Genomic DNA, 21,862 nt, shown 5'->3' on the forward strand with positions numbered 1-21,862 from the left:
GAATTCCAGAAGGTCGCGAAGTTTCCGGTCGTCGCAACGTTTCCCTTCACTCGACCCTCCGCTTCACAAGGTCTTCCGATGGAGCAGGCTACCATGAAAACTATTAAACCTCGGGCACTTGGCAGCGCAACGCCCCCCTATTTGGCTAAGCGCTAAGTATTATGGGAATTTTCGCTAAAGTTTACGTCCCCCTTTCCGAGAAGAGCTGAAACGGTAGCAGTATTGGAAGTTACCGGAAATTAAAAGAAAAAACTTACCAAAGGTTTCAAATAGGCTTACAAATTCTTACGCAGCCCCTCTGGCCGAAAATGGAGTAAATCATGTCATTCACCGCACGCATCGTTCTCGGCAACATCATCAGCACGTTCCTGGCCGTCACCACAATTGCACTGACTGGCCCAGGCGGCAGTTTCTGGGCCCACCTGATCATCGGGATCCTGGTCATCTCGTTCACCTCGGCGGTACTGGGTGTCCTCTCCTACCGTGCCTTTCACCCCCTGCAGAACATGGTCCGGGCCTTGGAGGAGGCCGCCAGCGGCGACCTGTCGGTGCGCGCCAAGGTCGTCGGCGACGGCGAGTTCGGCAGGCTCGCCCAGGCTTTCAACTCGATGATGGAGGACATGAACAAGGCAATGCGCCAGTTCTTCTCGGTAGCGGACCTGGTGCGCGACTCGGTGGTGCTGGTGCAATCGACTACGGACACCATGGCCTGTGCCGCCGAAGAGGTTGCCATGCAGGCAGGGAGCATCGCAACGGCCAGCGAAGAGATGTCGGCCACCTCGAGCGACATCGCCCGAAACTGTCTCTACGCAGCAGAGAACGCCCAGAAGGTCACCACGCAGACCGAGGAGGGCGAGGGGCTGGTACAAAACAGCAGCGTGCTCATGGGGCACATCGCCCAGCGAGTCAACGAGTCATCCAAAACGGTGCTGGGGCTGGGAGAGCGCTCGGACCAGATCGGGGCCATCGTCAGCACCATCGAGGACATCGCCGACCAGACCAACCTCCTTGCCCTGAACGCGGCGATCGAGGCGGCCCGTGCCGGCGAACAGGGACGCGGTTTTGCCGTGGTTGCCGACGAGGTGCGCGCCCTTGCGGAACGGACCACCAAGGCGACCAAGGAGATCGCTACCATGATCCGTAGCATCCAGTCCGAGACCCAGGCAGCAGTCGGCTCCATGGCCGAAGGGGTAAGCGAGGTGGAGCGCGGGACTACCGAGGCGAACCGCTCCGGCGAGGCACTCGCGGTTATCCACCAGCAGATTAACGAACTCACCATGCAGATCAGCCAGGTGGCCACGGCCGCGGAAGAGCAGACGGCAACCACCCACGAGATCACCAACAACATCCAGATGATCACCGACGTCGTCGCCCGCAACGTGGCGAGCGCCCGCGACACCACTGTAGCTACCCACAAGCTCGCCGAACAGGTGGACAGCCTGCATGCCCTGGTGGGGCACTTCCGGCTGGCACGCGCCATGGAATGGGACGAGAGCTTCTCGACGGGAGTGCGTTCCATGGACGAGGAACACAAGACCCTGTTCCGCATGGTCAACGACCTGCACGACGCCATGCAGCAAAAGCGCAGCAAGGAGGCGATCGGCAAGATCCTGAACGGCCTGGCGGACTACACGGTGAACCACTTCGCCGCCGAGGAAGCCATGTTCGCCAAGACCGGCTACCCCGAAGAGACCCAGCACAAAAAGATCCACAAGGACCTGGTAAACCAGGTGGTCGAGCTGATCGGCAGGTTCAGCTCGGGCGAGACCGTGCTCACCCAGGACGTGATCACCTTCCTGCAGGACTGGCTGGTGAACCACATCAAGGGGACCGACAAGCGTTACGGCCCACACCTGAACAGGCACGGCATCAGGTAACAACAAAAGAGGGGGCTGCCGGATTTTACGGCAGCCCCCTTCCCTTTTCGTAGCATGACACCCTTCCCTACCATGCACGGCACTTCCTGAACAGGACTCTGCCAGGCAACTATTCCCGCACTCAGCTCTCCAGCAAAAGCCCTTCCAAAAGCCCGGCGTCACTAACGGTCAAGGTCTGGAACCCGAAGATCCGCATGGTCTCCAGAACCACCAGCGTACCTGCGATGATGAGGTCCTCGCGTCCCGGCTCCAATCCGACGACCTGGAGACGCTGGGCGGGCGTGAGCGGCAGCAGGCGCTGGAAAATCTCCTGCACCTGGGCGTTCGTCACCACGCAGTTGTTTACCTTGCGATAGTCGTAGTCGGTCATCTTGAGTTGGATTGCAGCGAGGCTCGTCGCCGTGCCGGCGGTCCCCACCAGGGCGGAGCGCGCAAAGTCATCCAGCAGGTGGCACTCCTCGAGGTCGCGCTTAAGCCGAGACAATTCCCGCACGATCTTATCCTGCATCAGGGCCAGGTCGCCCTTCCCCTCGGTAAGTCGCACCACGCCAAGCGGCAGGCTGCGGCTGAAAAGCGGGGAGCTGCCACGGGCCAGGGTGTACTCGGTACTACCACCGCCGATGTCGAAGACCGCGAGGTCACGGGCCTTGTCGGTAAGGATGCTGGACACGCCGACCAGGGTGAAGAGCGCCTCCTGGTGACCGTCGATCACCTCCAGTTCAATGCCGGTTTCGGCTTTGACCCGGGTGCAGAACTCGGCACCGTTTGCCGCGTCACGCACCGCGCTGGTGGCTACCGCGCGCAGGCGCTCGACGCCGTGTCGCTTCATGTCCCCGGCAAATTCCGCAAGCGCCGCAAGGCTGCGCTGCACAGCCTCGGCGGAGAGTCCGTGCTCGCGGGTGAAGCCTCCACCCAAACGGGTGATGGTACGCTTCAACAGGATCTGCTGGAAAGGTTCGAGATTTGCGATCAAAAGGCGTGCGGTGTTGGTCCCCAGGTCAATGGACGCGACCGGATGCTTCATGGGTGATTCCTCTTTTGTGAGCGATGATGGTGAAACTGAGCTGGGCGATCTTGCCGAACGAGGCGATCATGTCGCCGAACAGGAGCCCGGCGACGATGCTGCACTTGCCGCTCTTCAGACGCTTCAGGTGGCTCTTGTTGAGCTCTTCCTCGAGCCTGGCCAATTCAACCTTGAAGGGAGAAAGGTCTTCGTCGGACTCCCCCCGGAAAAGCCGTGCGGCCAGCTCCAGCAAAGTCTCCACCTTGCCGGCCAGCTGTTTGAGCTCATCCATGGCGGCAGTCGAGTAGGTTAGCCGCTCCTCCTTCTTACGGATCAGGTAGTTGAGCAGCAGCTCGCACTGGTCGCCGATCAGTTCCAGGTCGTTGACCAGTTGCAGCATGCTGGGGATCTCCACGGCACGTTCCACGGCCAGGGTCTCCCGGGAGAGGGCGATAAGAAAATGCGACATGTCGCGGTGCAGGATATCGAGCACGACTTCCTTTTCACGCACGGCAGCGGCCTGTTTGGGATCGAAATTCTCGAAAAGCACCACCAGTTCCCGGTACATGGTGCAGGCGATCTCCAGCATGCGCTCCAACTCGTTCCAGGCCTGGGCCAGGGCGATGATCGGGGTTTTCAGGACCCGGTTGTCGATGAAGCGCGGCCGTGCCTCGCTCTCCGAACGCCTGGTCGGCAGGAGCGTTTCGGCCGAGCGGGTGAACACACCGATCAGTGGCAGGAAAACCAGCGCGCAGGCCAGGGTGAAGATGGTGTGGGCGTTTGCCAGGTGCCTCGCGATAGAGGGGCGCAACTCCGGGATAAGCGGGTGCGCAGCCCCCTGGTGCAGCGCAGTAAGGTCACCGGGGGAACAGTAATCGACCGCCTTCAGGAACCAGGGGAAAAAGGCGAGCGCCAGGGCGATGGCCGCGGCGTTGATGCCGAAGTAGAAGATGACGGTGCGTTTGGCGGTAGGGGTCCCCCCCACGGAGGCGATGAGCGGAATGAGCGAGGCACCGGCCACCTCGCCGACCACCATGGCAACGGCGGCGTCGTAGTGCAGCGCGCCCCCGGCCGCGAGGGCGATCACGATGCCGATGGTGGCACCGCCGGACTGCACCACGAAGGTGATGAGTGCCCCCAGTAAGACCGCGGTGAGCCGTGCGGACAGCAGTTGCTGGTGCAGGATCCCGAAGATGGCGCTCTCCCCCAGTGGCAGACAGGCCTCCTCCAGGAGCGACAAGCCGAAAAAGACCAGGCCGGCGCCGAGCAGCAAGCCCCCGAGCTTGGCCAGACGGCGGCTGCGCGAGAAGAAGCTGAACACCACGCCGAGCGCGATGGCAGGAAGCGCGAAAGCAGCGACCCGAAAGGCGATGAACTGGATGGCGAGGGTGGTACCGATGCCGGTCCCCAGGAGAACCCCCAGGGCTTGGTAGAGCGAGAGGAGCCCGGCATTGACGAAGCCGATCACGAGGACCGAGGCCGCAGAACCGGACTGCAACAGCGAGGAGAGGCAACTTCCGATGAGGGGGGCGGTGAAGCGGTTACCGGTCCCTTTTTCCAGGATGCGCCGAAGGCGCTCGCCGCTGACCTTCTGCAACCCTTCGGACATGGTGCGCATGCCGAGGATGAACAGGGCCAGACCGCCGAGCGCCTGTGAGATGTAGGACCATGAGGTAGGCATGATGAGAAGCAGGTCGAGGTTAAGGTTGAGGTCGAGAAAAAGCTCCCGCAAGGCTGAGACTGCGTCGGTAACCAGGTCGAAGTATCCCACTCTGGCGGGTTTTACTCAACCTCAACCTCAACCTTAACCCGATGTTATCCTGATACCTTCTCCTTCAGCTCCTTACCGACTTTGAAGAAGGGGAGCTTTTTCGCCTTCACCGCGATGGATTCCCCCGTCTTCGGGTTTCTCCCGGTGTAGGCGTCATACTCCTTGACGACAAAACTCCCGAACCCCCTGATTTCTATCCTATCGCCGGATAGCAGGGCATCGGTCATCGATGAAAACACTGCGTTAACGACCTCTTCAGCTTTCTTGAAAGAGAGGGCCTTCTTGGCGGCAAGCGACTCGATGAGTTCCGATTTGTTCATGGTCCTTTCCTCCGGTTAGTATGCCTCAGCAACACCCCTTCAAGTACTGTTTGGCCAGGAATTTTGCTTCGGCGTCACGTCCTTGGCTCGCCAGCAGTGGCACCAGCTGCTCCGCTGCGGACTTGGCTACGGACTTGAATTGCAATGCCTTGGACCAGGCTTCCAGGGCAGCCGCGTTGTCGCCGGACGCCTGGTGCAGCTCGCCCAGAATAAACTGGGCTTGGTCCGGGAGGAGGTCGCGTTGTTGCATCCGGGTCACGATCTCGATTGCCTCGCCATAGAGACCGAAATCGCACTTAAGATGCATCAGTGCAAGGTACAGGGTGGCGTTGTCCGGGTTAATGTTGAGTCCCCGTTTCAGTAGTTCCTCGCACTCATGAGCGTGACCGCCCCTGTACAGTATAAGTGCCAATTCGTAGATTACAATGTCATTTTCGGAAGATAACAACATTTCTTTGAGAATGGGGAACGCAGCCGCGTCGTCGCCTTCATGAATGAGAAGGTAGGCTTTGGCAAATTCATGACCCATGGCACAGTAGCGCTCCGGCAGATCCCCCGGCAACGGCTGCACGAGCAGGGTGAAGCGATCGTCCTCGTGCACGTCGTCGGTGTTCACCTCGACCGGTGCCTGGTGGTGCTTCCCGGAATCGCTGCAGGAGCCGCAGGAGCTCTTGTGACCGTGCCCGTGAGCGTGCGCGGCAGGCGCCTTGGCTGCGGCAGCCGAGGCAGCTTTGGGCTGGTTCAGTTCGCGCAGTGCGCTGGTGGCGCGGGAGCGCAAGGCCGGGTCGGCGGCGAGTTCGAGCACCAGAGAGAGATGATCGGCCGCCTTCTGCAGGTCCCCGGCATTGGCGGCATGGTTCCCCTCCTCCAGGTTCAGCTCACCCAACCGATTCCCGGCCCGGGCCAGCCCGTCCGCAATTCGCTTCACGTCCTCGACGGCATCCGACGGACAGCAGGCTTGGGCCTCCTGGTACTCGACGCGCGCATCGGCGTAGCGTTCGGCGGCGAAGTACTTGTCCCCTTGGGCCAGGTAGTAGTTGTGGTCACGGTCCTTCTTGAACAGTTTGCTGAAAAACGACATGCGGGGTCTCCTGTGAAATGTAGTAGTTATAGCAAAGGCTAGAGCAATTCGAGTAAGGTGACGCTTTCGAGATGGTACGTCTGCGGGAACATGTCGACCGGTTGCGAGGCGACCACCCGGTAGCCGCGCTCGGTCAAGAGGGCCAGGTCCCGGGCCAGGGTCGGCGGATCGCAGGAAACGTAGACGATCCGGAGTGCGGCGAGCCGGGCAATCTCTCCGGCAGCCTCGGCACCGCTCCTGGGCGGATCCAGGATCACCAGGTCGAAGCGCTCTTCCGCTTCGGAGAGCCGCGCCACCACCCGTGCCACGTCACCAACCTCGAACTGCGCGTTGGCGATGCCGTTGGACGCGGCGTTGGCACGGGCGTCGTCGATGGAGGGGGCATACCCCTCGACACCCAGGACGGATGCCGCATAGCGGGAGAGCGGCAGCGAGATGTTGCCGTTACCGCAATAAAGGTCGAGCACCCGCTCCTGGCCGGTGAGTTGGGCGAAACGGTGCACCGCGGCGATCAGTTCCAGGTTCTGGGGGTAGTTCACCTGGGAAAAGCCACCCCTGCCAAAGCGCAGCGTGAGTTCCGGGGCTCCGGGGAGAAAATCTGCCGGTACCCGGTAGGCAAGCGAATCGATCCCGAACACCTTATCGATGCGGGCCTTCGCGCCACTGCGCAGAAAGAGCCCGCCGACCGCGGAGAGCTGGTCGCGTCGCGCGTAGAACGCCTCTTTTAGGGAAGCTGCGGCGGCCGGCTCCACGTGCAAAACGGCGATGCTCTCACCGTCGGCCCCGATGGAGAGGTCGATCTGGGAAAGCGTGCGCCCCTTGGGAAGCCTGCCGACCACAGCCCGGAACTGGTCCGCCATCCGGTTCAGGAGGGGATCGGAAATATGGCAGCCACAAGCGGCATCGACCACCCGGTGCGAACCTGCCTGGAAAAAGCCCAGAAGTATTCTGTCCTTGAGGTGGGCCACCTTGAGCTGGATCCGCGAGCGGTACCCGTACTCACTGGGCGAAGCGCTGACCGGAAGGATCGCCTCGGCCGGCACCCGGCCGATACGCTGCAGGGTCTCAGAAAAGATTGCCCCCTTCTGGGCCAGCTGTTCGACATAGGGGAGAAACTGCCAATCGCAGCCACCGCAGCGACCGAAGATGGGGCAGCGGGCGGCGATCCGCGCGGGTGAGGGCTCGACAACCTCGAGGAGTTCTCCCTCGACGAAGGAGCGCTTCTCCTTGACAAGCCGCACGCGCACCCGGTCACCGGGAGCTGTGTAGGGGACAAAACAGGCCTTTCCCGCCAGCCGACCGAATCCGGACCCGCCGTAGCTCAGCTTATCGATAACGATTTCGGCCTCAGCCATTGATATGCATGGGGATCGCAAAGGACCGGGAGCGGGACTTGAGCCGATTCAGCTCGGACTGCACCAGACGGCGGGGGAAGTTCTCCGAGGAGAAGTAACCAAGGGAGTGTTCGATGAAATGCTGAATGACCTTTTCCACCTGGTCTGCCACCAAGAGTGTGGGCACACCCTGGTGCTCCACGAGCTTACGGTAAGAAACCGAGGCGCCCAGGAGTTTGCGGGCGGCCTCGAAGGCGGCGGGATCGTCGAACAGTTGGGCGGTGAGCGGGACCTCGCAGGTCACCTCCACCCGTACCTGGTGATAATCTCCGAAATAGCGGCGGCTGGCGTCACTGAAGCGGACGGTAAGACCGTTGTCCAGTGCCAGTTCCCTGACGATACTGTTCATGGTGCGGGGTAACTCCTTCGAAAAATCGACGCTATTTTTAGCATGTTGCGCCTATCCTGTAAATAGAATAGCTTTGAACCGGCAAAAGGAGCCTATGAGTGAAAACCAGCTTGCTTTTTTCTGGAAATATTTGTAAAGTCACAGATTGTTAAAAATAGCTGCTACCAACCAGCCAGGAGTGCAAATGAGCAAGGAAGAAGCAATTGAAGTTGAAGGCACGGTAATCGAGCCGCTGCCCAACGCGATGTTCAAAGTAAAGCTGGAAAACGACCACATGGTGCTGGCACACATCTCCGGCAAGATGCGCAAGTTTTTCATCAAAATCCTGCCCGGCGACAAGGTCACCGTCGAACTGTCCCCCTACGACCTCAGCCGCGGCCGCATCACCTATCGCGCGAAGTAACCCGCCCAGGCAGTCCCGGCGCAACCAGCCACTCCCCCATCTGAACCCGTCTCTATCAAAGGTCACGGGAACCAGGGGTGAGTTGCGCTCAGGCACGCGGCGAGCTAAATATTTGTAAATTCTCACTATAACTGCATCAGAAGGAATCTCCATGTACACTGCAGCAGACCTCAGGAAAGGGCTCAAGATCACCATCGACAACGAGCCGTACATCATCACCCACTTCGACTTCGCCAAGCCGGGCAAGGGTCAGGCGCTGTACCGCACCAAGATGAAGAACATGATGACCGGCACGACCCTGGAGCGCACCTACCGCTCGGGCGAAACCTTCGAACCGGCCCACCTCGAGGACCGCAAGATGCAGTACCTCTACAAGGAGGACGACCACTACTGCTTCATGGACAACACCACCTTCGAGCAGGTGCACGTTTCCGAGGACGCCATGGGCGACGCCAAGAACTACCTGATCGACAACCTGCCGGTCGACGTGCTGCTGTTCAGGGAGAAGGCGATCGGCGTCGAGGTTCCCAACTTCGTCAACCTGCGCGTCACCGAGACCCTGCCGTGGGTCAAGGGCGACACCTCCGGCAGTGACTCCAAGCCGGCCACCGTGGAAACCGGCTACGTGCTGCGCGTTCCCCCCTTCATCGAGGAGGGCGAACTGATCGTCATCGACACCCGTACCGGCGAGTACTCCACCAGGGTCAAGGGGTAATCATGGCAGGGAACTGGGCCCTCTCCCGCCGGCGTTCGGCGCTGGAGCGGAGAGGGGCCATTTTCGACAGCATCCGGGCATTTTTCAGGGGAAAGGGGTATCTCGAAGTCGAGACCCCTTTTCGCATTCCTGCGCCCGCACCCGAGGCCAACATCGACGCCATCCCCGCCTCAGGGTGGTTCCTGCACACCTCCCCCGAACTCTGCATGAAGCGGCTCTTGGCGGCCGGCTATCAGCGGATCTTCCAGATCTGCCGCTGCTGGCGCGATGGCGAGCGCGGGGTGCGCCACCTCTCCGAGTTCACCATGCTGGAGTGGTACCGGGCCGGCACCGACTACCTGGGGCTCATGGAGGAAACCGAGGAACTCCTGCGGGCGGCGGCCGGTAGCGACTGCATCCTGTACCGCGATTGCCGGATCGATCTCAGCCTGCCCGCCGAGCGTCTGACGGTAGCCGAGGCGTTCGCTCGCTGGACCGCGACCACCCCCGAGGCGGCTCTGGCCGCGGGGAGCTTCGACGACCTGATGGTCGAACAGATCGAGCCGAACCTCGGGATACATCGTCCCAGCTTCCTCTACGACTACCCCGCACCTTGTGGTGCGCTGGCGCGCCTGAAGCCGGAAAATCCCGCAGTCGCCGAGCGGTTCGAACTCTACCTGGGAGGGCTTGAGATCGCCAACGCCTTCTCGGAGCTCAGCGACCCGGTGGAGCAGCGGGCCCGCTTCCTTCAGGAGGCAGCCGAGCGGGCACAAAACGGTAAACTCCCCTACCCTACGGCCGACAAGTTCCTGGACGCCCTCAAAGACCTCCCCGACTCGGCCGGGATCGCCCTCGGTCTGGACCGCCTGGTCATGGTACTCCTGGATGCCGAGAGCATCGACGAAGTGGTCGCCTTCACCACCGAAGAACTCTAAACGCCCCCCGCGGCAAGCTCGTTAATCGTCTATGGTTAAACGAAGTTATCGTAACTATTATTCTTTTTTAACAGACAACCTCAGATTAATCCGGTAATATGAGCGGTCAGGTTCCTAACCGAGCGTTATCCGATTGCTGTCGAGGTTGTACATGTTCCAGTCCCGGCCGGGAGCACGGCGCATCGCCTTTTTGCTGACCTTTGCGGTCACCTGCTGTTTCTTCGGCAAGCTTTTCTACGACATCCGCACCGACCGCCGGCAATCACTGGAGCATGCCGAACAACACTCCCGCGGCCTAGCCAGCGCACTCCACGAACACGCCCTGCGTACCTTCAACGGCGCGGAAGCCACCATCGACTCCCTCGCCCGTGGCATCGCCACCATTTCGCATACCGGACTCCCCGACGAGCACCACCTCCAACAGCTTTTCGCGGCACACGCGAGCAGCCAATCAGTCCTGGCCACCCTCTTCATCGCTACACCGGACGGCATCCTGCACGCCGTTTCTTCAGAATATCCGGTACGACAGGTCAACATCAGCGACCGGGAGTACTTCCGGCACCATGCCGCGTCCAAAGACCCGAGCCTCTTCATCTCAAAGCCGTTTCGCAGCAGGCTGGACAACCAGTGGCTGATCACGGTAACCAAGCGGCTCTCCAACCCGGACGGCAGCCTGCGGCTGATCGTCGGCGTATCCCTCACCGCGCAGTACTTCAGCAGCTTCTACTCGACCCTCGAGCTTTTGCCCACCGACCGGATCCTGTTGCTGCGCAAAGACGGCACCCTGCTCTCCATGGGTCCCTTCTCCGAGGCACTCATGGCCACGGCGCCCAACAAGCTCTTCCCGCCCGAGTTGCTCCTTTCTGCGGAAGCCGGCACCCTTCCCAACGCCAAAGTCCCGCTGGACGGCACGGAACGTGTCATCAGTTACCGGTCCTCCTCCACCTACCCGATCGTCGCGGTCATCTCGTTGGACCGCCAGGAGCGCCTCAACCAGTGGTCGGCCCGCACCCGGCGCGAACTCGCCAGTTCAGCGCTGCTGCTCTCCCTGGTCGGCGCGCTCGCCCTGCTGATCAGCCGGCAGGTGGCTCGCCTCAAGGAGGCCAACCGCCAACTCTCCGAGCAGAAGCTGGAACTCTTCCGCGCCAAACAGCGCTCCCAGGAAATCGTCAACAGCATCGACGGCATCGTCTGGGAATACGATCTCCCGTCGGGCCGCTTCACCTTCATAAGCGAGCAGAGCGAGTCGATTACCGGGCTTGCCGCGACGCGCTGGCTGAACGATCCCGGGTGCTGGTGCGAGCGGATCTTTCCCGGTGACCAGACTTGGCTTGCCTGGCTGGAGCACGACCCGGAGCGCCTTCCCGGCGATGCCATTTTCGAATACCGATTCAAGACCGATCGGGGCGCCTGGATCTGGCTCAGGGACCTGGTGAGCGTGGTGCACGAAAATGGGGTACCAGCGCGCCTGCGCGGGGTCATGTTGGACATCTCGCAGGAAAAGCAGGCCGAGGCCCAACTCCTCGAGTACCGTCAGGCAGTGGAAGGGTCCAACGACATGGTCAGTGTAGTGGACCGCGACTACCGGTACCTGATGGGGAACCGCGCGTTCCTCGGGTACCTCGGGCTGGAGCGCCACCAGTTGCTGGGGAAAACGGTGGCAGAGGTGATGGGTGCCCCCCGTTTCCGTGAGCTGAAGCCGTATCTGGATGCCTGCCTCGCGGGAGATAGCGTCAGTTTCGAGCAGCAGACCCGCTCGCCATCCGGAGAGCCGCGCGACCTCGCCTTCAGTTTCTCACCCGTGGTACAACGCGGTGTGGTGACCCGGGTCGCCTGTATCGGAACGGACACCACCCAGCAGCGGGCCCTGGAAGAACAGCTGCGCCAGGCCCAAAAGATGGAGGCCACCGGACTTTTGGCGGGAGGTATCGCCCACGATTTCAACAACATCCTCACCGTCATCATCGGCTACTGCAGCGTGATGCAGATGCGACTGCTGCCCGCCGACCCGAACCGGAACAGCGTCGACCAGGTGCTCGCTGCGGCGGAGCGGGCGGCGGGGCTTACCCGGAGCCTGCTTGCCTTCAGCCGGAAGCAGGTGATGAACCCGCGCCAGGTCGACCTGAACGGGATCGTCCGACACGTCGAGCACTTCCTGGGCCGGGTAATCGGCGAAGATATCACGCTCGAGACCAGGCTCGCCCCCGAGCCGCTGTACATCTTTGCCGACAGCGGACAGATCGAGCAGGTCCTGATGAACCTGGCGACCAACGCGCGGGATGCCATGCCTGAGGGAGGGACGCTCCAGGTACAGACCCAGCTGGTGGACCTGGAGCCGGGCCGGATCGGCTTCAGCTGGTGTTCCACGGGTCGCTATGCCCTCTTGAGCATTGCCGATACCGGCATGGGGATGGACGAGGCGACCCGCGCGAAGATCTTCGAACCGTTCTTTACCACCAAGGAGGTCGGCAAGGGAACCGGGCTTGGACTCGCCATGGCCTACGGGATCGCCCTGCAGCACAACGGCCAGATCATGGTGGAGAGCGAGCTGGGGCAGGGAACCATCTTCAAGGTCTATCTCCCGATCACCAGCTGCCAGGAAGCGGCCCCACCCCCGGATGAGCCGCGGGCGGAAGCACAGGCGGGGTGCGAGCTGATTTTGGTGGCCGAGGATGAGACGGCGGTACGGGAACTGGTGCGCAGCATACTGATGAGTTTCGGTTATCGGGTGCTTCTGGCAGCCGACGGTGCCGAGGCGGTCGAGCAGTTCCGCGCACACCGTGACGAGGTCGACCTGGTCCTTTTGGACCTCATCATGCCGAAGCTGAGCGGCAAGGCGGCCTACGACGAGATCCAGCGTCTCAAGCCCGGCATCCCCACCCTCTTCACCAGCGGCTACACGGCCGACGTGATCCGCAGCAAGGGCGAACTCGCCCCCGAAACCGAGCTGGTCATGAAGCCGGTACACCCGCTGCACCTGATCAGCAAGGTCCGCGAACTCCTGGACCGCTAACATCTTTCCCCACACCTTCGCCCTACCCCGTGCCGAGGCATCCCCGTTCCGGCCCTTTTTGGGGGGCGCCCAACCTCGTCAACCAGAAGGCTAGATTAGGTTGACAACCGGAGATTGGGCATGGTACATGAGGCGCGGAGGTATTCATGGAAAAGCTGATCAACGAGATTGTCGAGCGTACCCTTGCCGGGGGGAGCATCACCACGGAAGAAGCAGTACGGCTGAGCCAGGCAGAGGGGTCCCAGGTCTTCGACCTGTACCGCGGCGCGACCCGGGTCAAGGAGCACTTCGTCGGGAACAGGGTCCACCTCTGCTCCATCATCAATGCCAAATCCGGCCGCTGTGCCGAAAACTGTGCCTTCTGTGCCCAATCGGCCCACCACCGGACCGATGCACCGGTCTATCCCCTGGTCGAAGAAGAGCAGATGGTCGAATGCGCCCGCCAGGCCGAGGCGAGCGGCTCCGCCTGTTTCGGGATCATCACCAGCGGCACCACGGTGAATGGCCTCGAGCTGGAGCGCATCCTCGCTGCACTGCGCCGGATCCGCAAGGAGACCGGCATCTTCCCCTCCTGCTCGCTGGGGATCATCGACTACGATACCGCCGTCAAGCTGCGCGACGCCGGCATGGATACCTACCACCACAACCTGGAAACCGCCGAGAGCTTCTTCCCCAACATCTGCACTACCCACCCCTACAGCGACGATGTCGAAACGGTCCGCGCGGTCAAGAAGGCCGGCGTCAAGGTCTGCTCCGGTGGGATCTTCGGGCTGGGCGAAAACGCGGCGCAGCGCATCGAGATGGCGTTCACCCTGAAGGATCTCGACGTCGACTCGGTGCCCCTTAACTTCCTGAACCCGATCGAGGGAACCCGCCTCGAGGGAGCCAACAACATCACGGCCCAGGAGTGCCTGAAGACCATCGCGCTCTACCGCTTCATCCTGCCGGACAAGCGGATCACGGTCTGTGGCGGAAGGGAGAAGAACCTGCGCGACCTGCAGTCCTGGATCTTCTTTGCCGGCGCAAACGGCACCATGATCGGCAACTACCTGACCACCTTGGGGCGCAACGTCGCCGTCGACCTGAAGATGTTCGATGACCTTGGGCTGGAAACGGAGCTGTGCGCCCACTAACGGCCACACCTGGAGTATCTGATGGCAAAGGCAATTTTCATCACCGGCACCGATACCGGGGTCGGCAAAAGCATCGCATCGGCCAGTATCGCCCTGTTGCTCAAGCGCCAGGGTCACAAGGTAGGGGTGATGAAGCCGGTTACCAGCGGCTGCATCATGCGGGACGGGGAGCGGGTCTCGGAGGACGCTGAGCTATTGGCCTTCGGGGCCGGCATCGAGCTTACCCCGGACAGCACCCCTTTCCTCCTCATGGCACCGCTGGCGCCCTCGATCTCCGCGGAGCAGGAAGGGGTGCGCATCGACTTCGGGGTGATCAAGGACGCCTACCAGCGCCTGGCGGCCCAGTACGACTACCTCATCGTCGAAGGGGCCGGCGGCCTCATGGTACCGCTAGCGGGGGGACTCTTGATTGCCGACCTCGCAGTCAACCTCGGCCTGCCGATCGCCGTGGTGGCGCGTCCCAACCTGGGGACCGTGAACCACACCCTGCTCACCACCTTTACTGCGCGCCAGATGGGGCTCGAGGTTAAGGGGGTCATCGTGAACCGCTACCCCGATCATCCGGACGCGGCATGCGCCTACGCACCGCACTTGATCTCCTCGTTGAGCGGGGCACTGCTGCTGGGCAGCTTCCCCGAAGTACCCGGCGAGGACGACCGTGCCCGGGTGACCGCCGTCGTGGACCGCCTCGAACGCGAGCCGGAAACGGCCATCATGCTGAGGGAGATGTTTGGGTAAGGCGTCCCAGCAAGGTAGACCGATATCGAATGACAAAGAGTTGCCAGGGGCGAGCCACCGTGTTCGCCCCGGTTTCGTTTCAAAGGAGGCACCATGGAAGAGCTGGACACTGCGACCTTAAGGAAATACGACTCGGATTACCTCTGGCACCCCTTTACCCAGATGAGCGAATGGGAAGGTGCCGACAACCTGGTGATCACCAAGGGTGAGGGGTGCTACCTCGTCGACTCTGAAGGGAACCGCTACCTGGACGGCGTGGCCGCCATCTGGACCAACGTGCACGGGCACTGCCGTGCCGAGATCAACGAGGCCATCAAGGAGCAGGTGGACCGGTTGGAGCACTCGACGCTGCTCGGGCTTACCAACGACCGCGCTGCCCATTTGGCCAAACGGCTCATCGACATCGCGCCGCCGGGCCTTGCCAAGGTCTTCTATTCGGACAACGGCTCCACCGCCGTCGAGATCGGCGTGAAGATGGCCTTCCAGTACCAGAACCAGACCGGCCACCCCGAACGCACCAAGTTCATAGCCTTCGACAACGCCTACCATGGCGACACCGTGGGCGCGATGAGCGTCGGCGGCATCGACATCTACCACGAGGTCTACTCGCCGCTGCTCTTCCCGACCATCAAGGCCCCCTGCCCCTACTGCTACCGCTGCCAGCTTACCGAGGATCGCAACCCTGAGCGCTGCGGGATGCTCTGCCTGAAAGATCTCGAACGGCTGATGGAGTCGCACTCTCACGAGCTTGCCGGCCTGGTGATAGAGCCGGCGGTGCAGGGTGCCGGCGGCATGATCGTGCAGCCCCCGGGATTTTTGAAGGCGGTGCGCGAGTTGTGCGACCGCTTCGACATCCTGATGATAGCCGACGAAGTTGCCGTCGGTTTCGGGCGTACCGGTGCCATGTTCGCCTGCGAAAAGGCCGGGATCACCCCCGACATCATGGCGCTCTCCAAGGGGATCTCTGCGGGATACCTGCCACTTGCCGCTACGCTTACCACCCGCAAGGTCTACGACGCCTTCTGGGGCAACTATGCCGAGTTGAAGACCTTCTTCCACGGACACACTTTTACCGGGAACCCGATCGCCTGCGCCGCTGCACTGGCCAGCCTGGAACTCTTCGAAAAGGACCGCCTGTTGGAAGCCCTGGTCCCCAAGATCGCTTACCTCGGCGAGCGTCTCAAGGACCTTTTGGACCTCCCGCATGTAGGCGACGTGCGCCAGGAAGGGATGATCGGCGGGATCGAGCTGGTGCAGGACAAGAAGGATCGCACACCGTATCCCTGGAAGGAACGGATCGGCGTCCGGGTCTGCCTGGAGGCACGTAAGCACGGCCTGTTCCTGCGCCCGCTGGGGAACATCATCGTGGTCTTCCCGCCGCTGGCCATCTCGCTCGAGGAACTCAAGATCCTGATGGACGGCATCGAGGCGGCGATACGAGCGATAACAAAGGACAATTGACGATCGACGATTGACGATTGGCGATTGCTGCAAGCCACCTGGCGAACGTTCTTCTGGCAAGGTGGCGTGGTCTCGAATTGCATGTCACCATAGCCCTCCTCTGCGAAGGTACTTCCACGAATTCGGAGGTAACCGTCCAACAGGGTCCCCTCTCCCCCTGCGGGAGAGGGACAGGGTGAGGGGGAAGGTGCCACATCATTGCCGAGGGCAGTTTCACCCACCCCCCGGCCCCCTCCCGTCAAGGGAGGGGGTGCTGTGGTTCCCGGAATTTCCGGATGTGCCTTCACAAAGCAGAGTGAGTGTTTTCACCTGCCGTGTTTCATCGTAGCGATGTTGCTGTGCCAGATGCAGCTGATAACCGGATACCCTCCATACCACCGCACTTCCTTGCAAAGATATCTATCCCCAGGACCCTGCCGTCTCACTAAAATTCCACTCCCAGTAGGTCTTTCACTGTCAATTGTCAATCATCAACTGTCTATTGCCTTTAACCCCCTTTTTTTACTGGCATCCAGAACTGTGGTACATTAAGATACGTGATTCCTTTTCGCCGGCTGCAGGGTGCACGGCAGTATCTTGGAACACGAAGGAGTAGTTTCATGGAACTGATTGACAGTCATTCACATATTTACGGCAACGAATACGACGCGGACTTTCCGGAAATGCTGGAGCGTGCCAGCGCAGCCGGGGTCGGCACCATCCTCGCCGTGGGAGCGGACCTCGAGTCGAGCCACGACGCCTGCCGACTCGCCGACGCCTACGACCGTATCTACTGCTCGGTCGGCATCCACCCGCACGACGCGGCCGGGGTTACCGAACAGTGCTACGAAACCATACGGGAGCTGGCCAAAGCCCATCCCAAAGTGGTCGCCATCGGCGAAATCGGCCTCGACTTCTACCGCGATCGCTCGCCCCGGGACCTCCAGGAAGAAGTTTTCCGGCGCTTCATCAGGCTCGCCCGCGAGTTGAAACTCCCCATCATCATCCACGACCGCGACGCGCACGACCGCATCGTCGCCATCATGAAGGAAGAAAAGGCGCACGAGGTGGGTGGCGTTTTGCACTGCTTTTCGGGGGATCTCGCCATGGCGCAGGAGGTGATCGCCATGGGTTTCAAGATCTCCATCCCCGGAACGGTCACCTATCCCTCCAACGAGGCACTGCGCGAGGTGGTGCGCGGCGTGAAGATCGAGCAGATGCTGGTAGAGACAGACGCCCCGTACCTCACCCCGGTGCCGAACCGCGGCAAGCGCAACGAACCGTCCTATGTCCGGTTCACCGCCGAAAAGATCGCGGAACTCAAGGGTCTGTCGCCGGAGGACGTAGGGCGCATCACCTCATTCAACACCCGGCGCCTCTTCGGGATCCCCGATCCCGAGGAGCAGGCGACGCTCGCCTACAAGATCCGCAACTCGCTCTACCTGAATATCACCAACCGCTGCTCGAACCGTTGCACCTTCTGCCCGAAGTTCGAGGAACTGATCGTGAAGGGGCACGAGCTGAAACTCTCCCACGAGCCGAATGCGTCCGAGCTTTTGGCGGCAGTCGACGCAGCAACAGACTTCAACGAGGTGGTGTTCTGCGGCTACGGCGAGCCGCTGATTCGGCTCGACCTGGTGCGCGAGGTTGCGGTGGAGCTCAAGAAACGGGGCTTCAAGGTGCGCATTAACACCGACGGCCAGGCGAACCTGGTGCACGGCAGGAACATCCTCCCGGAACTCGCCGGCTTGGTGGATGCGGTCTCGGTAAGTCTCAACGCGGCCGACCCCGCCACCTACGCACGGCTGTGCAACACCCCATTCGGCGACGCCGGTTTTGCCGGTGTGTGTGATTTCATTCGCGAGGCCACCAGGTATATTCCCACGGTGGTGGCGAGTGCGGTGACCCTGCCGGGACTGGACCTGGAGCCGATTCGGGCCTTGGCCCGGGAGCTGGGAGCGGAGTTCCGCGAGCGCGAGTACGCAGAGGTAGGTTAGAGTATTTCCCCGGGGCCACCGGGACATCGAGAGTCCAGCAAGAAGGGACCCGCAAGGAGACCGGCATGCGTCTGAGCAGAAAACACCTCATCGTCACGATACTCTCCCTGGTGATCCTCGCTACGGCCCTGTTCCTCGGTTTTCCGCCGCTCGCCCGGCACCTGGCCGTGCAGAAGATCAGCGAAGCCACCGGCCGTCGCACCGAGATCGGCCGCATCTCGCTGAATCCCTTCACTATGACGGCAGCCGTCGTGGGATTCCGTCTCTGCGAGAAAGGAAGCAGTGCGACCTTCGTCTCCTTCAGCTCGGCACGACTGTCACTTAGCCCGCTCTCGCTCCCAAAGCGCGCCTTCATCGTACGCGAGATCACTCTCGACTCGCCGTACGTGCACCTGGTGCGCAGCGCTCCGAACCGCTTCAACTTTTCCGACCTGATCACGGAGAAGAAGCAGGAGCCGAATAAAAAAGAGAGCTACCTGTTCTCGCTCAACAACATCACCCTGAAGCGCGGCCAGGTGCTGTTCCAGGACGACGCCCTGAAAGCCCCGCGCATCCACCGGCTCAGGGAACTCACGGTCACCCTCCCCTTCATCAGCAACGTCCCCTACCTGGCCGACCGCTACGTGACGCCGCACTTCTCGGCCTTTGTCAACGACACGCCGGTGGTCCTGGACGGCCGTCTCAAGCCGTTAAGCCGCGCCATGGAGACGGTGGTCGACCTCAAGGTGCGCGCACTCGACCTCCCCTACTACCTGGGGTACGTCCCCTTTCCCCTTCCGGTGCGTTTCGACTCGGGACAGTTAACCAGCAACCTGGAGGCCTCCTACCGCATCGACGCGAAGACCGGCCCCGAGGTCCTGCTTTCGGGGTCCCTTTCCTTGGACGGCATCGATTTGAAAGAAACGCAGGGTGCTCCGCTGAGCAGTCTGAAACACGCGGGGATTGCCGTCACTCGCGCGGCACTGTTGACCAAACAGTTCGATCTCGCCCGCCTCGACCTGGAGCGCCTGGAGGTCTTCGCCTCCCGCGACGCCAACGGGAAATGGAACTTCCAGAAACTATCGGGTGCCGAAACAGAAAAACCTTCCGAGCCGCCAGCCGACAAAAAACCCCAGGAGAAGAACCAGCCGCTGCTGTTCCGGCTGGCCCAGTTGAGCCTCAAGGACGGCAGCGTGCATTTCCAGGACGCGCTCCCCAAGGGTGGCTTCCGCAGCGACCTGAGCGGCATCGAGTTCTCTGCGAGTAACTTTTCCACCGAACGGGACCGCCAGGCACCCTTCGACCTCACGTTCGCGACCAGCCACGGCGAAAAGCTCGCCCTCAAGGGGCAGCTTTCGGCGGAGCCCCTCGACGTCAAGGCGCACCTGGCCCTGATCGGGATCCCGCTCAAGGACTACTACCCGTACCTTGCCGATACGCTCACCACTCCGGTTAGCGGCAAGCTCGGTCTCGAGGCGGACCTCGCCTACAACGCCACCAAAGGGTTCACCCTCGAGAAGAGCTCCCTGAAAGGCGAGAACCTGGCCGCCAGTTTCGGTAACGGCGAAGGTATCCTCCTTAAAGAGACCCTGGTAAGCGGCATAGCCCTGGACCTGAACGGCAGGAAGGCGGGGGTTGAGAGCGTGGAGTTCAAGGGTGGGAACCTGAGCATAGGGCGTGAAGCGGACGGGAGCATCTCCGCCGAACGGCTCCTTAAAAAGGAGACCGGGACCAAGCCGGCACCGCCCCCACGCGCTGCCCGCAAAGAAACGACTGGTGCGGCAGCCCCCAAAAACGCACCCTTCAGTTACCGGGTCGGGAAGGTCTCGGGAAGCGAACTCGGCATCAGATTTACTGACCGCAGCAAGGATGAGGCGCCAACCTTTACTCTGGCAAAAACCCGTTTTTCGGTCGCCTCGATAACCGGTCCGCGCCAGGGCACGATACCCTTCACCCTCAGTACCTGGTATGGCAAAGGGGGGCGCCTGGCCGCCGCGGGCGACCTGACACCGGCCCCCTTCAAGGTGAAAGGTAAACTCGAACTGGGCGGCATCCCGCTGCGCGATTTCGACGCCTACATCCCGGAAGGGACCCAGATATTCCTCGCCGACGGCGCCCTCGACGCCCGGCTAAGCTACGACCTCGCCCAGGACAAGGTTGCCGGGCTCACCGGGAACTTCGCCGGGAACCTCGGCGTGCACTCCTTTTACTGCCTGGACACCATCCTCGACGAGGACCTCCTGAAGTGGGACAGCCTGCAGCTCGACCAGGTAAAGGGTACCCTCGCCCCCTTCTCCCTCGCCATCCAGGACGTCTCCCTCAGTAACTTCTACGCCAAGGTGACCGTGGAACGGGACGGCAGCCTGAACCTGCAGCACCTCAGCGCCGAGGAGTCCAAGCCCGCGACACCGACTGCCCAGGCACCGGGTGCTCCCCCGGCAAAACCTGCTAGCCAGGCACGCGCAGCCTCCGCTCCCCCCCAAAGCCCCGCCACTCCGGCGCAGGGGAGCGCTCCGGCCGCAGGACCGCGTCCCATCCGGATCGACACGGTGGCCGTACAGGGGGGGACCCTCGACTTCAGCGACCGCCACCTGAAGACCCCTTTCGCCACCACCTTCTACAACCTGGGGGGCAGGGTGAGCGGGCTTTCCTCTGAAACCAACCGGACGGCGGACGTCGACCTGAGGGGGAACCTGGAGAACCACTCGCCGCTCTCCATCACCGGGAAGATCAACCCGCTGCGTGGCGACCTGTTCCTCGACCTGAAGATTGCCTTCACGGACATCGAACTTTCGCCCTTCACTCCCTACTCCAACACCTTCCTGGGGTACATGATCGACAAGGGAAAACTGAACCTGGACCTCGCCTACAAGATCGACAAGAAGGCGCTCACCTCCTCCAACAAGCTCTTCATCGACCAGTTCACCTTCGGCAAGGCCGTGGAGAGCGACAAGGCGACCAAGCTCCCGGTGCGCCTCGCCGTGGCACTGCTCAAGGACCGCAAGGGCGAGATCCACCTGGACCTCCCGGTGGTGGGACAGACGGACGACCCGAAGTTCAGCGTCTGGGGGGTGGTGCTGCAGATGCTGAAAAACCTCCTCGTGAAGGCGGCCACCTCTCCCTTTGCCCTTTTGGGTTCGCTCTTTGGCGGCGGCGAGGACTTCAGCGCCATCCCCTTCGATCCGGGATCGGCGCACATCGGCAAGCCTGACGAGGCGAAGCTCCTCAAGCTGGCGAAGCTACTCGACGAGCGGCCGGCGCTCAACCTGGAGATCTCGGGTTTCGTGGATCGGGAACGCGACGCCGAAGGGTACCGTAACGAGCTGCTCGTCAAGAAGATGAAGGGTGAGAAGTTCCGCGCACAGGTAAAAGAGGGGAAAACCAGGCCGGGGCAGACCCAGGACGACACCGAAATCCTCCCGCAGGAGTACTCCACCTACCTGAAGGCTGTTTACGCCAAGGAGAAATTCCCCAAGCCGCGCAACGTCCTCGGGATCGCCAAGGACCTCCCCGATGCGGAGATGCGCAAGCTCATCCTCACCCACACGGTGGTCGGCGAAAACGAACTGCAACAGTTGGCCCGGGAACGGGCCGAGGCGGTGCGGAATTACCTGCTGAAGGCTGGAAAACTGCCGCCGCAGCGGCTTTTCGAAAAGAATGCGGACATCTACCGTGCGAGCACCAAGGAGGGGGGTACGGCGAGTCGGGTGGAGTTCGGAGCGATGGTGAAGTAGT

The 21,862-nt window shown here is 61.8% G+C and carries 16 protein-coding genes; 10 read left to right on the forward strand and 6 right to left on the reverse strand.

Annotated elements, in window-relative coordinates; genetic code table 11:
- Positions 1–320: 320 nt before the first annotated feature.
- Positions 321–1,877 (forward strand): bacteriohemerythrin, encoded by a 1,557-nt coding sequence (locus tag H7688_RS00070; protein ID WP_183358982.1) that lies wholly within the window; start codon positions 321–323, stop codon positions 1,875–1,877.
- 121 nt (positions 1,878–1,998) lie between these two features.
- Here the strand turns inward: H7688_RS00070 and H7688_RS00075 are convergent, their stop codons facing one another.
- The 6 genes from H7688_RS00075 to H7688_RS00100 all read right to left on the reverse strand — a co-directional run bounded on the left by H7688_RS00075 (position 1,999) and on the right by H7688_RS00100 (position 7,795).
- Positions 1,999–2,901: a Ppx/GppA phosphatase family protein gene (locus tag H7688_RS00075; RefSeq protein ID WP_183358983.1), complete on the reverse strand. Its 903-nt coding sequence runs from the start codon at positions 2,899–2,901 to the stop codon at positions 1,999–2,001.
- The gene (locus H7688_RS00080; RefSeq protein WP_246329699.1) at positions 2,876–4,561 is read right to left on the reverse strand and encodes a Na/Pi cotransporter family protein; all 1,686 of its coding nucleotides are present in this window, start codon (positions 4,559–4,561) and stop codon (positions 2,876–2,878) included. Before H7688_RS00080 ends, H7688_RS00075 begins: the two co-directional genes overlap by 26 nt.
- Positions 4,562–4,695: 134 nt before the next feature.
- The gene (locus H7688_RS00085) at positions 4,696–4,971 is read right to left on the reverse strand and encodes an HU family DNA-binding protein (protein ID WP_183354756.1); all 276 of its coding nucleotides are present in this window, start codon (positions 4,969–4,971) and stop codon (positions 4,696–4,698) included.
- Between the two features lie 25 nt (positions 4,972–4,996).
- Positions 4,997–6,052, reverse strand: a complete 1,056-nt coding sequence (locus tag H7688_RS00090) for a tetratricopeptide repeat protein (RefSeq protein ID WP_183358984.1) — start codon at positions 6,050–6,052, stop codon at positions 4,997–4,999.
- Positions 6,053–6,090: 38 nt separating this feature from the next.
- Positions 6,091–7,407: a 23S rRNA (uracil(1939)-C(5))-methyltransferase RlmD gene (rlmD, locus tag H7688_RS00095; RefSeq protein ID WP_183358985.1), complete on the reverse strand. Its 1,317-nt coding sequence runs from the start codon at positions 7,405–7,407 to the stop codon at positions 6,091–6,093.
- Positions 7,400–7,795: a hypothetical protein gene (locus tag H7688_RS00100; RefSeq protein ID WP_183358986.1), complete on the reverse strand. Its 396-nt coding sequence runs from the start codon at positions 7,793–7,795 to the stop codon at positions 7,400–7,402. The genes rlmD and H7688_RS00100 overlap by 8 nt, the downstream gene beginning before the upstream one ends.
- Positions 7,796–7,979: 184 nt before the next feature.
- Here H7688_RS00100 and infA point away from each other — a divergent pair, with 184 nt between their 5' ends.
- From infA to H7688_RS00145, 9 genes are all read left to right on the forward strand, one after another.
- Complete coding sequence (gene infA, locus H7688_RS00105; protein ID WP_012530490.1) at positions 7,980–8,198, forward strand: translation initiation factor IF-1; 219 nt, start codon at positions 7,980–7,982, stop codon at positions 8,196–8,198.
- Between the two features lie 151 nt (positions 8,199–8,349).
- Positions 8,350–8,913, forward strand: a complete 564-nt coding sequence (gene efp, locus H7688_RS00110) for an elongation factor P (RefSeq protein ID WP_183354752.1) — start codon at positions 8,350–8,352, stop codon at positions 8,911–8,913.
- A gap of 2 nt (positions 8,914–8,915) precedes the next feature.
- Positions 8,916–9,827, forward strand: coding sequence for an EF-P lysine aminoacylase EpmA (gene epmA / locus H7688_RS00115; protein WP_183358987.1), 912 nt, complete (start codon positions 8,916–8,918; stop codon positions 9,825–9,827).
- Between the two features lie 151 nt (positions 9,828–9,978).
- Complete coding sequence (locus H7688_RS00120; protein WP_183358988.1) at positions 9,979–12,840, forward strand: ATP-binding protein; 2,862 nt, start codon at positions 9,979–9,981, stop codon at positions 12,838–12,840.
- A 146-nt stretch (positions 12,841–12,986) separates the two neighbouring features.
- Positions 12,987–13,973 carry a biotin synthase BioB gene (gene bioB, locus H7688_RS00125; RefSeq protein ID WP_183358989.1) on the forward strand — a complete coding sequence of 329 codons (987 nt, stop codon included), beginning with the start codon at positions 12,987–12,989 and terminating at the stop codon, positions 13,971–13,973.
- 18 nt (positions 13,974–13,991) lie between these two features.
- Positions 13,992–14,711: a dethiobiotin synthase gene (gene bioD / locus H7688_RS00130; RefSeq protein ID WP_281379390.1), complete on the forward strand. Its 720-nt coding sequence runs from the start codon at positions 13,992–13,994 to the stop codon at positions 14,709–14,711.
- A 93-nt stretch (positions 14,712–14,804) separates the two neighbouring features.
- Positions 14,805–16,172 (forward strand): adenosylmethionine--8-amino-7-oxononanoate transaminase, encoded by a 1,368-nt coding sequence (gene bioA, locus H7688_RS00135; protein WP_183358991.1) that lies wholly within the window; start codon positions 14,805–14,807, stop codon positions 16,170–16,172.
- A gap of 599 nt (positions 16,173–16,771) precedes the next feature.
- On the forward strand, positions 16,772–18,148 hold the full coding sequence (locus tag H7688_RS00140; RefSeq protein ID WP_183358992.1) for a TatD family hydrolase: 1,377 nt from the start codon (positions 16,772–16,774) through the stop codon (positions 18,146–18,148).
- Between the two features lie 65 nt (positions 18,149–18,213).
- Positions 18,214–21,861, forward strand: a complete 3,648-nt coding sequence (locus tag H7688_RS00145) for a DUF748 domain-containing protein (RefSeq protein WP_183358993.1) — start codon at positions 18,214–18,216, stop codon at positions 21,859–21,861.
- Position 21,862 lies beyond the last annotated feature (1 nt).

The sequence above is a fragment of the Geomonas limicola genome (assembly GCF_014193675.1).
GTDB lineage: Bacteria > Desulfobacterota > Desulfuromonadia > Geobacterales > Geobacteraceae > Geomonas > Geomonas limicola.

Excerpts from the sequence above, each read along its gene's own strand:
- H7688_RS00070 (WP_183358982.1), top strand. The coding sequence starts at position 321 with ATGTCATTCACCGCACGCATCGTTCTCGGCAACATCATCAGCACGTTC.
- H7688_RS00075 (WP_183358983.1), bottom strand. The coding sequence starts at position 2,901 with ATGAAGCATCCGGTCGCGTCCATTGACCTGGGGACCAACACCGCACGC.
- H7688_RS00080 (WP_246329699.1), bottom strand. The coding sequence starts at position 4,561 with ATGCCTACCTCATGGTCCTACATCTCACAGGCGCTCGGCGGTCTGGCC.
- H7688_RS00085 (WP_183354756.1), bottom strand. The coding sequence starts at position 4,971 with ATGAACAAATCGGAACTCATCGAGTCGCTTGCCGCCAAGAAGGCCCTC.
- H7688_RS00090 (WP_183358984.1), bottom strand. The coding sequence starts at position 6,052 with ATGTCGTTTTTCAGCAAACTGTTCAAGAAGGACCGTGACCACAACTAC.
- rlmD (WP_183358985.1), bottom strand. The coding sequence starts at position 7,407 with ATGGCTGAGGCCGAAATCGTTATCGATAAGCTGAGCTACGGCGGGTCC.
- H7688_RS00100 (WP_183358986.1), bottom strand. The coding sequence starts at position 7,795 with ATGAACAGTATCGTCAGGGAACTGGCACTGGACAACGGTCTTACCGTC.
- infA (WP_012530490.1), top strand. The coding sequence starts at position 7,980 with ATGAGCAAGGAAGAAGCAATTGAAGTTGAAGGCACGGTAATCGAGCCG.
- efp (WP_183354752.1), top strand. The coding sequence starts at position 8,350 with ATGTACACTGCAGCAGACCTCAGGAAAGGGCTCAAGATCACCATCGAC.
- epmA (WP_183358987.1), top strand. The coding sequence starts at position 8,916 with ATGGCAGGGAACTGGGCCCTCTCCCGCCGGCGTTCGGCGCTGGAGCGG.
- H7688_RS00120 (WP_183358988.1), top strand. The coding sequence starts at position 9,979 with ATGTTCCAGTCCCGGCCGGGAGCACGGCGCATCGCCTTTTTGCTGACC.
- bioB (WP_183358989.1), top strand. The coding sequence starts at position 12,987 with ATGGAAAAGCTGATCAACGAGATTGTCGAGCGTACCCTTGCCGGGGGG.
- bioA (WP_183358991.1), top strand. The coding sequence starts at position 14,805 with ATGGAAGAGCTGGACACTGCGACCTTAAGGAAATACGACTCGGATTAC.
- H7688_RS00140 (WP_183358992.1), top strand. The coding sequence starts at position 16,772 with ATGGAACTGATTGACAGTCATTCACATATTTACGGCAACGAATACGAC.
- H7688_RS00145 (WP_183358993.1), top strand. The coding sequence starts at position 18,214 with ATGCGTCTGAGCAGAAAACACCTCATCGTCACGATACTCTCCCTGGTG.